This is a genomic window from Arthrobacter sp. R1-13, assembly GCF_054161475.1.
The window spans coordinates 3,746,594-3,761,761 of sequence record NZ_CP096420.1 but is presented as its reverse complement, the minus strand read 5'-3'; the positions used below and the strand labels follow the sequence as shown (position 1 = coordinate 3,761,761).

Below are 15,168 nucleotides of genomic sequence, written 5' to 3'. Positions count from 1 at the left end.
AGAGGCCTGCTTCTTACAGTCCCTCTGCGATCCGCTTGATGGCAGCGAGGCGGCGGTCCCACTCATTGCCGATGCTGTCGAGGCGCCGTGCCGTCTCACTGAGCTGTGAGCCGAGCACCCGATAGCGGAGTTCGCGGCCGACGCGTACGGACTGGACCAGTCCGGCCTCCTGCAGCACAGCAAGGTGTTTGGCGATTGCCTGGCGGGTGACCGGCAGGCTCCCGGCGAGGGCCGACGCAGATGCGTCGCCCTCGCCAAGGGCCGCCAGGATACTCCACCGGGTTTCGTCTCCGAGGGCGGCGAACACCGGAACGAGGGTACTTGTGGTCACGAGCCGCCCTCGAGGTAAGCGACCAACTCGTCCAGCTCGGCGTCCCAGCCTCCGCGGTGGCTTTCCATCGCAGAGGAGGGGTCGGTGTGGGTTTCAAAGCCCGATTCGACCACTGTCAGCTGCGTGCCGCCCTGGTGCGGTTCAAGAGTGAAGCGGAACAGCGTGGAGCGGCTGGGGTCGATTGGTGCGTGGGGATCGGCCTGCTCATTGCTCCAGCGGTAGGCGATCATCCGTGGCGCGTCCAGCTCTTCGATCCGCACAGGGACGTCGCCGTGGCCCTCGAAGGAGAAGACGCCGCTGGCGCCGACGGCGGCGCCGTCAAGCACTGCAGACTGGCCAAACCATTTCGCGATGTGCTCTGGCTCAGTGATGGCAGCCCAGACTTTTTCGATTGGTGCTTCGATGGAAATGGTGCGCCTGACAGTGAGTTCGTCCGCGTCGATGACGGAGGGCTGGTTTGTGGTTGTGGCCATGATTCCTGTCTCCTTTCGATGATGTACTGCAACCATATGGTTGCACCGCACCATCAATAAAGCAACCCTGGGGTTGCAGTTCATGTGCCTATGGGCTCGTGGGAGGCCTGCTCCCGTGACGCAACCCGGGCTGCCCGGCCAATAATGGCGCTGTAGGTGGGGTAAGCGAACTTGACCCGAGCCAGGGTGGCAAGGTCGGTGCCCGAGGCCATGGCGGACGCAACAGCTTGGATAACTTCCACGGCGTTCTCGCCAACAGCGTGAGCACCGAGGATCAATTCCCGATGCCGGTCTGTAACGAGCTTCAGGAAGCCGGTTTCACGATCATCGATGATCGGACGCTCCACCGCCGCATATGGAACGGTAACGGAGCGGCACTCGGAGTCCCGCTTCCGGGCCTGCTCCTCGGTAAGGCCGACCCCCGCATAGTCAGGGTCGGTAAATCCTCCCTCGGGCAAAAGATGGTGGGGAGTGGTCCGGTTGGCGCCCAAAACCGCATTGCTCGCCGCCGTTTCACCTTCAAAGACTGCGGCCTGCACCAGCATGCTGGTGCCGTTGGCGTCCCCGGCCACAAAGATGTGCGGAACGTTGGTGCGCAGGTAGTCGTCCACCGGGATGAAGGACCGCTCAGTCTCCACCCCGGCGGCTTCCAGGCCCAGTCCGGGGATGTTGGCCGGCCAGCCGGCTGCCATGATCACGGCGTCAACATCTGCGGTGAACGCTTCTCCATTCTTCGTCCAGGTGATGCCGAGACTTCCGTTGGCTGATGTCCTGGTAATCCCTTCGATTCCTTGGATTCCCGTCTCCACCCGGATCCCCTTCGAAAGGAAGCTCTGCCCCACAAAAGCGGCGACGTCGTGGTCCTCGGTCAACAGCAGGCGCTGAGCGACGTCGAGGAGCAGAACCTCAGACCCAAGAGCGTTGAAGATGGTGGTTAGTTGCGCGCCTGTATGGCCGCCGCCGATGATGGCCAATCTTCCAGGAAGCTCCGTCAGAGCCAGTACTTCATCGGGGAGAACGGAGAGTTCCGCGCCCGCAATGGGAAGCCGCCTCGCTGCCCCACCGACACAGAGAATGAAGGAGCGTGCGCTGAGTTCCTGCCCGTCGACGTCGACTGTGTGCTCTCCCGTAAACATCGCCTGTCCGGAGAAGCGGTCGATGCTGAGTCGTTCCATCATGGCGTCGTATTGCTTGGCCTGGAGGACGCGCTGCACGGTGTCCTGGACGCGGGTGACCGTCTTCCTCCAGTCAACTGCGGGCTCCTGGACCACGATTCCGTAGTCAAAAGCTGTTCTGACTTCGCGATACAACCGGGCAGTCTTGGCCAGCACGCGCGTGGGTACACAGCCTGAGTTGAGACAGGTTCCGCCCAGTGCAGAACGCTCGACGACGGCGGTTTTGGCGCCCAGTTCCGCAGCGCGTTCGGCCGCAGCCATCCCGGCCGGCCCACCGCCGATGACGACGACATCGTACGTGTAGTCCATGAGCTGCTCCTTGAATCGGCTGGCCTCGGCTGGTTTACACGGTACCGGAGCGCTCGGAACTTTGGCCCCACGGCAGGCGTGGCAAGCATGCGGACAACAGCTGTCCTGAGTGCCACCATGGGCGCGCCTTAAGGACAGATCCTGTCCGCAAACCACCCTAGCCTCGAAGTATGGCAAAGAAGGGACGGGAAGAGATGATCTCAGTGAGCAGCAGGTTCGAGGAAGTGTTTTCGTTTATGGGCAAGCGGAAGGGGATGAAGAAAGAAAGGCCCCTGTTCAATGGCGACCTGCTCGATCGGAACAGGGAAGATGTGTTTTCGGAGATGTGCGCGATGGGCATGGGCCGCTGATTCCCGAGCGGACGTGCACCCCAACTACCTCGAGGACGTGTACAGCTGGCGGACCAGATCCTCGATGCCAGGCTCGTGCAACGACAGATCGGCCACCTCTGCAGTTGCTGAGACTGCCGCCAGCAGGACCGCGGCAGAGAGCTGACGCGGATCAAACACGATGCGGTGCCGGATCCCCTCCGCCTCAGCTCCCAGGTGTACTGCACCTGTGGGCAGGACGAGGTCTGCACCATCCAGCGGCGCGATGAGATCCACCACCATGGTCCGCCGCGCTTCCGCCACGTCTGAAAGGCCGGTGAGAGGCCCGTCAAAGGCGATAGCGCCGTCGTCCACTACCAGAATCCGCTGGCAGAGACGCTGGACGTCACTCATGTCGTGGGTGGTCAGCAGCAGGGTGGTGCCGTGTTCACGGCGCTCAAAGTCCAGGAAGCGGCGGAGGCTTTCCTTGCTGATCATGTCAAGGCCGATGGTGGGTTCGTCCAGGATCACCAGCTCGGGCCGGTGCAGTAACGCGGCTGCAACCTCTCCCCGCATCCGTTGTCCGAGCGAAAGCTGCCGCACTGGCGTGCTGAGAAAAGGCCTGATCGCCATGTGTTCAGAGAGCTCCTTAAAGCGCGGCCGCCATCGGCTTTCAGACTGGCGGTGCATCGCGCCCAGGATGGGGAACGAGTCCTTAAGGGGCAAATCCCACCAAAGCTGCGAGCGCTGACCGAACACGACGCCGATCTTGCGGGCCAAGGCCTGCCGCTGCGGCACCGGCTGCAGCCCGCAAACGGTGACCCTGCCTGATGACGGTACCAGGATGCCCGTGAGCATTTTGATGGTGGTGGATTTCCCCGCACCATTGGCGCCGATGTAGCCCACAGCCTCACCCCGCTCCACAGTGAAGCTCACGTCCCTCACGGCGTGGACTGTCCGGGAACGGCGCCTCAGCCGGTTCCAGCCCCGGCCCTCACCGGCTTCCGTAACGGTAAAGTTCCGGCACAGTTGCTCTGCCTCGATAATCATTCAGCCTCCTGCTCCGGTGTACTTTTTGATGGCTGCCCGCCACAGCAGCAGCATGAGCCCCCAGAGCACGACGGCGGCCGGCAGTCCCAGCCAGCCCGTCCAGCCTGGGATTCCAGCAGGGCCCTCCAGCTCCAGCAGGACCAGGCTCGGGGCGTAGGCCACCAGCGTGGCCGGGACAACGAACGTAAAAAAGACCTGCATGGGGAGGAACAGGGCGGCGCCCGGCATGGACGCCACGTAGCGGCCCCCGTAGGTGAAGGCGTTTCCAAGCTGGCGCCCGTCCACAAGCCAGAATTGCACCGCCCCCGCGCCCACGAAAAGCGCACCGAAAATCGCGGCACCGGCCAGCGGGGTGATCATGAACAGCAGCACTTTTCCCGGATCCCAATCAATGTCCGTCAGGAACAATGCGGCCGCCATTGCCAGCAATGCGAAGGCCAGCCGGCCGACGCGCCGCAGCTGGAAGTCAGACGTCATGAGCTGCAGCAGCACCGGAAGCGGCCGGGTCAGGAGCACCTCCAGCTTTCCCATCCGGATGGCATCGCTCATAGAGTCGGTCTCGCCCAGCAGCAGATCGCCGATAGAGAAGCCGATCGACGCGAAGGCAAAAACCAGCAAAGCCTGGGCGAAGGTCAGGCCGCCGAAGGTCGGAACGTTATGCAGGATCGCATACAGCTCAACGAACTCCGTAAGCGCCAGCACCACCTGGCCCGTAACATCAGCGGCAAAGCTTCCGCGGTAGGCGGTCTGGGAGCGCAGCCGGGCTGAAATCAGCAGCCGAAGGAGTTTGGCGTTCGAGACCCTGGTGCTGTCCAGGGCTTCACCATCAGCCACCTTGCACCACCAGCTTCCGGGCACCGAACCGGATCATGATCTGCGTGCCGGCCAGCAGCACTGCCAGCCAGAGGAGCTGGATGCCCACCAACGCAAGACTTTGCACGCCGTCGGTCCTGCCGGCAAGGATGTCCACCGGCGTCTGCAGCATCGACGGGAAGGGAGTGGCACGGGCAAAGTGGAGCATCCATTGCGGGAACCAGGTCACGGGAACCAGGAATCCGGACAGCAGCTGCATGAGGACCAGGTACAGCATCCAGTAGCCTCGGATTTCCACTACCCAGAACGCCAACAGGTTGATGATGAAAAAGCCCAGGAAGTTCAGGGTCATCGCGGCAAGGATGGAGATGAAGCCGAGCACGTAGGGACCGGCTGTAGTGGGGAGCGACAACCCCGTGACAATGGCCCCAATGAGAAGGGGCGGCAGTCCGCGGGGAAGGACGTCGAAGGCTGCCCTGCCCAGATCCTGTGCCCAGTAGGACGCCGTCAGATTGACCGAGCGGGTAAGGTCGACGGCGATATCCCCGCTTTTGACCCTGTCAGCAACTTCGGCCCGGCCGAAGAGCCCCAAGGGTGACAGGAGGGCCTGGCCCAGCCACACATATGTTGCCGCCTCGACAGGGGAGTAGCCCCCGATCGATCCTCCCGCCGTCGAAATGGCTGAGAGGAGCAGCGATGCGCGGATCAGGCCGAAAACTGAATTGGTGAATGCGCCGGAGACAGCAGCCAGGCGGTAAGTGGAGTGGCGCCGGAAGGATGACTTGGCCAGCTCCCAATACGCGTTCACCGGTTGAGTCTACTTCGCGCGGCGTTCCTAGCCCTCTCGGGTCTCCTCGTTCCGGTTCAGCTGCCATCGGCGAACGAGGTCCGCTGCTGCCAGTCCTCCAGCGATGGGCGTGATGGCGACGGCTGCATAGACAAAGATCAGCCAGGCAAGAGTGGACAAGGGCGGCCTGGGCGCGCTGAGGAAGGACAGGTTCCCGAGCACTGCTGCTACCCAGAAGAGCAGGACACCGCCCAGAACGGCAGTGCCCGGAACGAATTCCCTGCGCATCTCACCGTCCTCGCCTCAAAATAGGCCCAAGACAGGGGCAGCGGCGCTGGATATTCCGCTGGTGCATTTGGCAGCAGCAGAGGAACCCGCGGTGAGCCGATCCGGCGTCCTTCAGTTTGCAGGTCATGGCAATCCTCAAAGAAACGGGGTGGCCACTGCTCAACCGAGACCATATTAGGCAGAGAGCGTCAACGGCCCTCTGATGCCTCGCCTGACACGCCGTAAGTGCTCGGGGAGCCCTCGACCGGGCCGGAACCGCGGCCGTAAAATTGGAGCCACGAGGTGCATGAAAATGTCTGTGGCAATGGCCGTGGTACTCATCTTCCTCGGCCTGGTTTCCTTTGCGGCCATGATCGGCACGGTCGTCCTGGTGATCCGCGACGGCCGTGGGCACACTCCCGTGGAGCCATCCGTGCGTCCATGGACGGCGGGGAACCTCCCCAGCCGGCCGTATTCCACAATCCGCTTGTAGTCCTGCCGACTGCGTGCGGCCGGGTCCCTGTTCCGAAACGAGGCAACCCGATGAGATCCCGGCCCAGTCGGCTGCAGCATGTGGCCGGATTCAGTATCGATACAGTGGCCGCGGCGGCAGGGGACGACCCCGACATCCTCAGACTGGAAAATCTTGACACTGACCTCCTGCCACCCCTTGCGGCAATAGAGGCAACCCGGGCGGCAGCTGGATTGGATTCCGCCAACTCATACCTTCCCTTTACCGGACAGCTTGCTGCCAAACAGGCAGTAGCCGCGCAAATAGCCGGGCGGACCGGCATCACTTATGACCCGTCGTCGGAAGTGATCCTGACGTCCAGCGACGGTGACTGCCTGCTCGATGCGCTCCTGGCGGTGACCGATCCAGGCGATGAAATACTCCTGACGGACCCGACTTACGCCGGCATGCTGAATCGAGTGCATCTCGCCGGCGGCGTGCCGCGCCTGGTGCCGATGAGGGTGTCTGGCGGCGCGTGGCGGCTGGATCTTGAGGCCTTGGAGGCCGCCGTCTCGCCAGGGACGCGGGCCGTTTTCCTCCAGAATCCATCCTTCCCTTCGGGCTACCGACTAAACGAAGATGAGTGGAGGGCCATTACTCGCTTGTGTGTTGATCGGGACCTGTGGCTGATTTATTGGTCCTTCATGGAAGGGGTTGTCTACGACGGTCAGCCAGTCCTGAGTCCGGTAACGTACCCCGGAATGCGGGAGCGGACAATAATCATTGGCGCGGCCTCCATCGAGCAGCGGATGATCGGTTGGCGGATCGGCTGGATCGTGGCGCCCGCGGAGGTCATGTCGGATCTCGCCGTCGTCCACATCTATAACGGCATTACGCCAGGCGGCATCGCCCAAGCCGGCTTGATTGCCGCATTGAACGACGGCGACGGCGGTCTGGGGCATTGCGTTGAGGAGTGGCAGCGGCGGCGCAATGCCCTCACCACGGCCCTCGACGGTTTTGCCATGATCCCGGCAGCCGGCGGCTGGTCCCAGATCCTGGATACCGTGGAACACGGTGTTGACCCCGGTGACCTTTCGCGCGTCCTGTTGCGCCACGGTGTGGCAGCTACGGCCATGACGGGCTGGGGCGGAGAAGTTGCCAACCGCCACCTTCGGCTGGTGTTCAGTAACGAGCCCGTGGAAAGGATTAAGTTGGTGGGTGATCGTTTCAGGGCGGCGATGCGCGAAGCGGGTGGACGGGTCTAGCCGTCCTGGCGCTGTCAGGCAGGCATTCCTGGCGCCCAGGTCTGCAGCCGCCCGCACATTCCAAAGAGCCGCTCTGCGCTCCTGGGATTGGCCCGGGCCACGGATGCCTTCGCAAGGTGTGGGCCCTCACCTTGCTCCAGGTCAGTGAGCCAGGTGTCTGTTTCGTGGACCTCAGCCAGGACCTTATCGGCCCACAGCTTCCGCCACTCCGGAACCCGCCTCCGCACCACATTAACGGCGGCCTTGTGGAATTCCTCCAAAGCGGCATAGCCGCGGCGCTCGACGTCGGCCCTTAGCTCCGCATAGCCGGCCAAGGCGGCGTCTCGCCGGGCGATGGCAGCTGCCGCCACCACCTCGGCACCGGCTGCCGGCGACGGCAAGGCGGCTAGTCGCCGGTATCGCTCCGGGTCTGCGAGGACGTCCGGCTCAAAGGTGAGCACGGCGTCTCCGGCCTCCGGGAGCCCCGAGTTTTGCATCACCACCAGAATGTCCAGGTTTCCGCCGTTGATGAGCCGGTGAACAGTTCCGGGGCTGAACCACAGCAGGTTGCCGGCGGTCAGTTCGTGGGCTGCATAACCGTCGCTGCTGAGAGTCTCCACCTGTCCCGTCCCGCCGATGACCAGGTAGGCCTCCGTGGATGCGGTGTGCAGATGGGGCGAACCGCCGCAGACCCCATCTGCAGCAGCCGAGTCATAGACGGCGAGCCGTGTCACTGCGGTCCCACCAGGGAAAAACGGCAGTTCCTGCACAATGCTCATCGCCGGCTGCCCACTTTCAGGTTTTGCAATGCCTGCCGCCCGGCTTCCGCCAGGTCGGCAAGCCTTTCTTCGGTGGACTCGCCGTTGGCCGCGACGAAGGAGTAGCGGTTGGTCAAAGTGGCTCCGCTGCTGAAGAGGACCTCTTCACTGAAGAACGGTGCCGGCCCCATGCAGGCAAAGGGCTCGCTGCGCGTGAACCACTCGGGTGGATGCTGCTCGTTGCGGTGATCGTCCACCATCATCACGGTGGAGTGGTTGCACGTTCCGTCATGCTGCCCCACGAAGGCGAGCCATTCTCCACGGCCCCCGCGCAGTTCTTCTCCGGAGAGCCCGTCCGGCCCCAGGATCCGGCCGCCGGTGAAATCCCGCGGTCCGCGCCAGAAGAGGCCCCCGTAACCCGCATTCTCCCGTCCCTCGGTGGTGGGTGAGCCGATCCTGATGTCATGGCCGGACACGTTCTGCATGGACGTTTCGAAGGCAATGGCCCAGGAATCGTCATCCGGGGACTCCGAGATTTCAAACGTGCGAAGCTCATCAACCACGTGTTCCCGGGCCTGGGTCCACCATGCGAGCGAATGGCTGAAACGGAAGCGGCCCTCAATCCTGCCCGCTTCAAGAATGTCTTGGTGTTCCATGGAACCGTTGTTGGGCAACCACTGATAATCCTTGCCCCGGCGATAACTGGGGCCGCCCCAGAAGTTGTCTTCGCCCAGGTGCGGCAGCGACCAAGCGAGGCTCTTGTGCCAGGTGTGGTCGTGGGGGCGGAAAACACTAAGTGCGTCGCCGGCGAGCGTCCGCAGTGTCTGGAAACCGGGCCGCGGTGATTCCTGCTGGGCGTCGTCCGGAACGTAGGTATAGCCGGCAATTTCGACGCCGTCGATGCGTACCGCTATTGCCTTGCCGCTGTCCTCCCATTCAATCCCGACGCTCATACGTTTGCGCTTTCTTTTTCGGCAACTTCCCCGGACGCTTCGGGGGCCTGCTGCGTCCACGGTTCCAGGTGGCCGTCCATCCGGGTGAAAAACGCGTGCCCTTCATTGATTTCACCTTTGCGGATTGTTTTTCCCGTGATGCTGGAGGCGTAGATCGCGGCGGCCAGTTCCATGGTGGGGTACGCCCCGGCCAGCGAGACCGGCGGTACTTCTCCGGCTTTGAGCTGGTCCAGAACCACGCTGTACTGCGCGCTGTGTCCGCTGGGGATGTTGGTTTCAGCGGACTCCCACAATTCGGCGAGTTCCTCCGATCCGGGTGCCGGCGTCAGCGTCCAGTGATCGTTGTCGTAGCCGTACAGATGCTCCAGCTCCAGGGTGGCGTGCTCAAAGTCCAGCCGAAGCTGGGAGGTTTCGCGCGGGGAAATCACCGAGTTCATGATGGTGACAATTGCTCCCGACTCGAAGCGGACCACACCCGCGGACACATCCTCGGTGTCCGTCTTCCTTGCAAGCTTGGAGGCGAAGGCTGTGACTTCCTGCCAGGGGCCGAAAAGGTGCACCAGCAGATCGAACTGGTGGATTCCGTGCCCCATGGTGGGGCCGCCGCCTTCCACATCCCATAGTCCCCGCCAGGGCACATCAAAGTACGCCTGGTTCCTGAACCACAATGTGTTGCAGGTTCCCACGAGCGGCCGGCCCAGCCAGCCGGCCTCTTGCAGGGCCACAACGCGCTGGGCGCCGGAGCCGAACCGGTGCTGGAAGACGCAGCTGACAGATCCGCCGGACGCTGCCTCCGCCTTTATCAGGGTGTTCATTTGTTCCAGTGAAAGAGCGGGAGGTTTTTCGATGACCACATGGAGGTCCATGGCGAGGGCCTCCAGGGCAAGGCCCATGTGGCTTGCCGGGGGAGTGCAGATGACTACGAGGTCCAGCCCTCCATTGGCCGCAGCTGTGCGGAGGTCGGGCGCCGTCCTCTGCATGCTCCATTTAGCGGCGAATTCCTGGGACCGGCCAGGATCAAGATCAACTGCCACGGCAAGCTCAACGTTCTCCTGCGTCGACAGGGCATCGGCATGCGCGTGGGCAATGCCTCCCGTCCCAATGATTCCTACGCGCAACGGGCCCCCCTGCGGATTCCACATGTGCTTTGCTCCTTGGCTTGTCCTTTGGCGGCCCTGCTGGTTCTGTGACCCGGCGCACAAAAGTGATCGATAACAAATGATTATGTTATCGATCACTTTTGCTGTCAATGGAGCCATGGAAAGTTACAGCAGTCCCGGAACCTAGTCTCCGAAGGCTGCCAGTTGTGTGGGGTGGGGAGCTGCCGTGGACTCGCGGATCTCCAGTTCGATCAGGCCCGGCCTGGTGTCATCAGGCGACGGCGGAACCCGAGGCTGGCTGGCCGTGTTCCCTTGGATGATGCCCACGAGTTCGCTCATTGCCTGCCGGCCCTGGCCTTCAAGGTCCATGCTCACCGTGGTGAGTGAGGGAACCAGATAACGGGATTCGGGGAGGTCGTCCCAGCCACAGACGCTGATGTCCCCAGGCACCTTGAGGCCACGTTCATGAAGGGCCCGCATCAGGCCGGTTGCCATCTGGTCGTTGGCTGCGAACACCGCCGTAACGCCAGTGTCCATCGGGAGTGTGAGTCCGGCCTGGTAGCCCGAGGCGGCGGACCAGTCCCCTTGGGATTCACCAACAGCGGCCAGGCCCAGCCGGGCGATCGCCTCGCGGTAGACGGCCCGCCTGTTCCTGGCGGAGGGCCATTGTTCCGGTCCAGCTACGTGAAAAAACCGGCGGTGACCCAGTGAGGCGAGGTGCTCCACGATCTGGGCTGCCGCGGCGCCGTCGGCAAGAGTGCCGCGTGCCCGCATCTTGTCGTCATATTCTCCGGCCACCACAACGGGAAGGCCGGAGTGTGCGGCGTCGAGGTGCTGCTGCATGCCGCCTAATGGGACAAATGACAGGACTCCCGCCAGTTGCTCGCTCCCGAGGAGTCCCAGGAGGCGGCTTGAGCGGGTGTCCGCGATGCCTTCAAGCGCGATCACATCCACCAGGTAGCCAGCCTCATGGGCAGCTGCCGCAGCGCCGTTGAGCATCCTCACCGGGACAAATTGAGTGGCTTCCGGAACGATGATGACGATCCGGTAGACCAGCCGTGTCCTCAGGGAACGTGCAGCCATGTTCGGGCTGTAGTTCAGCTCGAGGATGGCCTGCTGGACTTTGGAAACGGTGGCGGGTTTGAGTCCTCCGCTGCCCCGCAGATGCCTGGACACGGTTTGATGTGAAACGCCGGCCAGGCGCGCCACCTCATAGATCGTGGCAGGTTTGGCCGGAGCCTCGCCACCCGCGGTCCTGTCAGTTTCCACAGCAATGCCTCCGCAGCAGGATGTCTGAGTTTGTCTGATTTTCGCTTGGTGTCAGGATAGCCCGGGACCGGGGACCAGAGTGGCCAACGATGCCCAAAACGACGGGAACCCCGCCGGAACCGGATGGTCCTGACGGGGCTCCCGTTATGCTGCCGGGCCTACTTTTCAGTGGCGAAGTAGCTGATGCATTCTCCTTCACCCTTGAAACCAGGTTCCACGTTGGTGGCCCAGCCGCCGTTCAGGCATGCCTGCTTGCCGGTAACGAAGGCCACCCGGTACTCCTTGAGCTTGCCGTTGGGCGCGTTTACCGTGACGGTAGCAAGGGGATTCTGCACTGTGGCCTGAGCGACTGATACGTTTGCGTTCGTGTCCAGGGCATAGCCCGCAACGGTGGGAACCGCCGTCGACGCCGTCAGCACCTTGTATTCAGTGGTTCCGGCGTCGAAGCCGACAACGGATTTTTGGTCCACGAGCAGACGGCCAAGTCCGGCGGCACCCGCATCAGCCAGCCGTGTTCCGGAAATCGCTACTTCGGCAACCTTGGTGTATGAACCGGGAGTGGCCAGCGAGACGCGGATCCCGCGGGTGGTGACCGGGTTGAAGACCACCTTCACGGGGGACGTCGTGGTCAGGCCGGTAATCACCCCCGCCGAGGTTCCCTGCCAGCCTCCCTGCGCGTCCTGGAACTGGACACTCAGGCTTTGGGCTGCGTGCTCGGCAAGGGTCACAGTGACAGAATCCACCGTGTAATTGCGGGTGAAGGCGTAGCTCAGGCTGTCAGCATTCCGGCCGCCGCCCACCCAGTTGGACCACCGCGTGGTGGTGTTGCCGTCGCAGGTGTTTTTCGGCGCATAGGAGGCTTCCGAGTAGCTGGCGGTCGCCGTCGTCGAGGTGTCCTCCTTGCAGATATGGGTACTGGCCACCCGGTCAACCACCAGGACGGTCAGGACAGCGTCAAGGGGTTTGGAACCGACGACGCCGGTTGCCGCCTTACCGGCGACGGTGACCGTCCCGGTGGATTCCAGCGCAGCTGATGACAAAGTGCTCCAGTCCCACGTCACTGCAAGGTTGTTTCTGGCTGTCCCGGTACCGATCTGGCCCGGAACATGCGTAGGAGCAGCGGCCTGGACCTCTGTGACAGCCGATCCAACCCCAACCGTCAGCGAGACGGGGTCGGTGGCCACGTACTTGCCGACGGTGACCACGAGCTCGGCGTTGTCAAAGGTCTTGCCGTAACGGTCAACGCCTGATCCATGCAAAGTCACGGTCCCGCGCTTGTTCCAAACTGTCGGATCCACTGCTTCCCACTGGACCGCGATGGGGCTTCCCGGTCCCTTTTCGTACAGCGGAACGACGGTGCCGGGCAACGCGGGGGCAGCGCCAAGGGGAGTGCTGAGGTCAACCCGCCGCGTTCCCTGCAGCACGAGGTCCTCGAGGTCCTCGAATCCCCACGTCTGGTGCGCATTGCTGGTGGCGGTGGCCGTGGATCCGCTGGACGAGGCCAGGGCCACGGAAGAGCCGGCAGCGGTCTGGCTGCCCGAAACCTGGAGCGCGATTGCCGCAGCAGCGTTCACGAGCGTCCATTGCTTCCCGTTTTCGGTGCTCACAATCCACTGTGCCTTGGGCTGGGCCTTGGCCTCCTCCAAACTCAGGCTGGCCAGACGGGCAGATCCCGACTGGCTTCCGTTCAGGACCCCGCCATCGCCGGTCAGCACCTTGCCGTCTTTGTTGGTGACAACAAACCGCCGGTCGTGAGCGTATTCGTCGTCGGCCTTCACAGCGTTGAACGTCCACAGCTGTGGCGCGATTTCCGTGGCATTCGCTCCGAGGTCCTGGATGGAAACAGTGGCGTCCGCCTTAGCCGTGAGGTACTTCCCGCTGGCCTCGCCGCCGACCTGATAGGTGTGGCCGTCTTTCAGGGCCGGGGCGTCTTCAGCCACGCCGCTGACGCCATCCACCAGGAAGGTCACTACTGAAGCCGCGGGAATCTCCAGCGTTGCTTTCTTTCCTGCACGGTCCACGGATACCGGTGCACCCTTGATCAGGGCGTTGCGTTCGATGTCCTCAATGGGCGACTTCGTGGTGATCACCGGAGTGACAGTGGCGCCGTCGGCGATGCTGCCGAACTTGGAGAGGTCAATAGTGACCGTCTCGGGGGCCGCGTTGTCATTGAAGTGCACCAGCGTGGCACCGCTGCCGTCAGCCCGCAGTGCGCTCGCGGTCTCCGGGTTGTCGTTGGCGATGAGGAAATCGCCGGGACGGATGTAGTGCGTGAAGTTTCGGGTGGTGTTGTATTTCTGGTTTGTCAGGACACGGCACTTGGCGTCTTCGGCGGAGTCGCCGTCGTTGAGCCGGCGGTTGGAAGAGCCCACACGGCCTTCATAGTTGCAATCGAAGTCGACGTAAATGGAGCCCCAGCCGCCGTTTCCGTGTTCCTGCTTGTAGGTGTCCTCCACCGGCTGCCAGAAGACCCAGGCCTCCGGCTCAAGCTCGCGGAGATCGTTGACCATGCGGCCCGCGATGCCGAGGCCGTTGTTGATGTTGGAGCGGTCCCAGCCTCCGGTGGTGTCGCCGAGGGCGGGGTTGCCGCCCCAGGAACCGCCTACTTCACTCATCCACAGGGGTTTCTGGGTGGATTTCGCGAGGTCCCGGACGCGCCGCCGGTCGTTGGTGCCATAGGTGTGGACGTTCAGCTGGGCGACCGCGTCCTTTGCCTGCTGGCTGTAGGCGTTCCAGTTGTTCATGAACTTCGTGGGATCTGTCTCGTCCATCGCGGAAATGACAGCGTCAGTGGTGGTTCCCTCCTTGCCGAGCTCCCCCGCGAGCAGTTTGGTGACACGGTCCTGTGCGGGCGGGTAGATCAGGGCCCCTTCCTGCTTCTGCGTGTAGGAAGTGGGCGGCTTGCCGGTGACGCTATCGATGGTCGTTGACCAGTAGCCGGAGTTCGGCTCGTTGAACGGGTCAATGGTGTCCACCTTGATGCCGCTTCCCTTCTCCAGAAGTTCGACGGACTTCTTCATGTACGCGGCAAACTTCTGCTCAGCCTGGGGCAACAGGTTCTCGCCCTTGTTGGTGCTGATCTGGCCTGAGACGTACCCGCTTTTGGTCATGAACCAGGGTGGCGAGTTGCTGAAGGCTTCCCAATGGGTGATCTGCTGGTCGGCGGCGAGGCGTTCCACCCACCACCGCTGGGTTTTGTCGGCGTCGCGGTTGTAGGAGGCAGGATCATCCGGGTTCCACTGGTTCAGGAATGCGAGCTTGTTTGCCTGCGTTGCGTCCACTGAACCGTCAGGTCGGTACAGATTCGAAAGTACGGGGTTCTCTGCGGTGGCTTCCGTTACCGGGTTCCACCAGCCCTCCACGGCGCTGCCGTCGTTGAGGTAACTGGCGACGTCGGATGCGCTTCCTCCGCCCACGTTGTAGCGGGCAATGTTGAGGTTCAAGCCATTCTCGCCAAACACCTTCTGGTACAGCTCTTCACGGATCTCCTCCGGGTACCCGCCAGTGGCGTTGGCGAACCAGACGAGGCTGGTCCCCCAACCCTGGAAGGCCTTGCCCTTGCTGGCAGGGTTGGGAGTGATGGTGACAGGAGTACCCACGGTTTCGGCGGCAGTTGCCGGAGCCTCACTGCCGGAGAAAGCCACCAGTCCCGACGCTGCTGTTGCAGCCATGACGGCCATTGCCGCCGAGCGCCGGAACCGGCCTTCGGAAAACGTCATTGTTCAGCCCTTCATCGTTGGAGAGTTCTTGATCGGGCGCGGCCGTCATCCGTCAGCGACGTCCAGCCGATCCGCTACCCGCCGACGCTATTACCGCCACCGGCGGCCCACAAGGAATGCGAACATGAACGAACAAACTCGATCATCAACATGCAGGGGGA

15 protein-coding genes are annotated in these 15,168 nt (G+C 63.0%); 3 read left to right on the top strand and 12 right to left on the bottom strand.

Translation table 11 applies throughout. From position 1 onward, the window contains the following. Positions 1 to 13: 13 nt before the first annotated feature. The 3 genes from M1D88_RS17445 to M1D88_RS17435 all read right to left on the bottom strand — a co-directional run bounded on the left by M1D88_RS17445 (position 14) and on the right by M1D88_RS17435 (position 2,288). Positions 14 to 331: an ArsR/SmtB family transcription factor gene (locus M1D88_RS17445; protein WP_458111998.1), complete on the bottom strand. Its 318-nt coding sequence runs from the start codon at positions 329 to 331 to the stop codon at positions 14 to 16. Then, entirely contained in the window at positions 328 to 804 is a 477-nt protein-coding gene (locus tag M1D88_RS17440) for an SRPBCC family protein (protein WP_458111997.1), read from the bottom strand. Before M1D88_RS17440 ends, M1D88_RS17445 begins: the two co-directional genes overlap by 4 nt. A gap of 80 nt (positions 805 to 884) precedes the next feature. Then, positions 885 to 2,288: a dihydrolipoyl dehydrogenase family protein gene (locus M1D88_RS17435; protein ID WP_458111996.1), complete on the bottom strand. Its 1,404-nt coding sequence runs from the start codon at positions 2,286 to 2,288 to the stop codon at positions 885 to 887. A 170-nt stretch (positions 2,289 to 2,458) separates the two neighbouring features. On the opposite strand from M1D88_RS17435, the gene M1D88_RS17430 reads away from it, so the two are divergent. Continuing rightward, on the top strand, positions 2,459 to 2,638 hold the full coding sequence (locus tag M1D88_RS17430) for a hypothetical protein (RefSeq protein WP_458111995.1): 180 nt from the start codon (positions 2,459 to 2,461) through the stop codon (positions 2,636 to 2,638). 24 nt (positions 2,639 to 2,662) lie between these two features. Here the strand turns inward: M1D88_RS17430 and M1D88_RS17425 are convergent, their stop codons facing one another. Genes M1D88_RS17425 through M1D88_RS17410 form a run of 4 tightly spaced genes read right to left on the bottom strand, consistent with a single transcriptional unit; the run spans position 2,663 to position 5,534 of the window. Next, positions 2,663 to 3,646: an ABC transporter ATP-binding protein gene (locus tag M1D88_RS17425; RefSeq protein WP_458111994.1), complete on the bottom strand. Its 984-nt coding sequence runs from the start codon at positions 3,644 to 3,646 to the stop codon at positions 2,663 to 2,665. Further along, a complete protein-coding gene (locus tag M1D88_RS17420) occupies positions 3,647 to 4,480 on the bottom strand; it encodes an ABC transporter permease (protein ID WP_458111993.1) in 834 nt (277 codons plus the stop codon). Then, positions 4,473 to 5,267 (bottom strand): ABC transporter permease, encoded by a 795-nt coding sequence (locus M1D88_RS17415; RefSeq protein ID WP_458111992.1) that lies wholly within the window; start codon positions 5,265 to 5,267, stop codon positions 4,473 to 4,475. The genes M1D88_RS17420 and M1D88_RS17415 overlap by 8 nt, the downstream gene beginning before the upstream one ends. A 27-nt stretch (positions 5,268 to 5,294) precedes the next feature. Then, entirely contained in the window at positions 5,295 to 5,534 is a 240-nt protein-coding gene (locus M1D88_RS17410) for a hypothetical protein (protein ID WP_458111991.1), read from the bottom strand. 292 nt (positions 5,535 to 5,826) lie between these two features. On the opposite strand from M1D88_RS17410, the gene M1D88_RS17405 reads away from it, so the two are divergent. Next, positions 5,827 to 6,006 carry a hypothetical protein gene (locus M1D88_RS17405; RefSeq protein WP_458111990.1) on the top strand — a complete coding sequence of 60 codons (180 nt, stop codon included), beginning with the start codon at positions 5,827 to 5,829 and terminating at the stop codon, positions 6,004 to 6,006. 50 nt (positions 6,007 to 6,056) lie between these two features. Further along, on the top strand, positions 6,057 to 7,229 hold the full coding sequence (locus M1D88_RS17400; protein ID WP_458111989.1) for a pyridoxal phosphate-dependent aminotransferase: 1,173 nt from the start codon (positions 6,057 to 6,059) through the stop codon (positions 7,227 to 7,229). A 14-nt stretch (positions 7,230 to 7,243) separates the two neighbouring features. Here the strand turns inward: M1D88_RS17400 and M1D88_RS17395 are convergent, their stop codons facing one another. From M1D88_RS17395 to M1D88_RS17375, 5 genes are all read right to left on the bottom strand, one after another. Beyond that, entirely contained in the window at positions 7,244 to 7,987 is a 744-nt protein-coding gene (locus M1D88_RS17395) for a cupin domain-containing protein (protein WP_458111988.1), read from the bottom strand. Then, on the bottom strand, positions 7,984 to 8,919 hold the full coding sequence (locus M1D88_RS17390; RefSeq protein WP_458111987.1) for a DUF6807 domain-containing protein: 936 nt from the start codon (positions 8,917 to 8,919) through the stop codon (positions 7,984 to 7,986). The genes M1D88_RS17395 and M1D88_RS17390 overlap by 4 nt, the downstream gene beginning before the upstream one ends. Continuing rightward, a complete protein-coding gene (locus tag M1D88_RS17385; RefSeq protein WP_458111986.1) occupies positions 8,916 to 10,061 on the bottom strand; it encodes a Gfo/Idh/MocA family protein in 1,146 nt (381 codons plus the stop codon). The genes M1D88_RS17390 and M1D88_RS17385 overlap by 4 nt, the downstream gene beginning before the upstream one ends. A gap of 141 nt (positions 10,062 to 10,202) precedes the next feature. After that, positions 10,203 to 11,288, bottom strand: a complete 1,086-nt coding sequence (locus tag M1D88_RS17380) for a LacI family DNA-binding transcriptional regulator (protein WP_458111985.1) — start codon at positions 11,286 to 11,288, stop codon at positions 10,203 to 10,205. A 158-nt stretch (positions 11,289 to 11,446) separates the two neighbouring features. Next, the gene (locus M1D88_RS17375; RefSeq protein WP_458111984.1) at positions 11,447 to 15,007 is read right to left on the bottom strand and encodes a discoidin domain-containing protein; all 3,561 of its coding nucleotides are present in this window, start codon (positions 15,005 to 15,007) and stop codon (positions 11,447 to 11,449) included. Between the last annotated feature and the right edge of the window lie 161 nt (positions 15,008 to 15,168).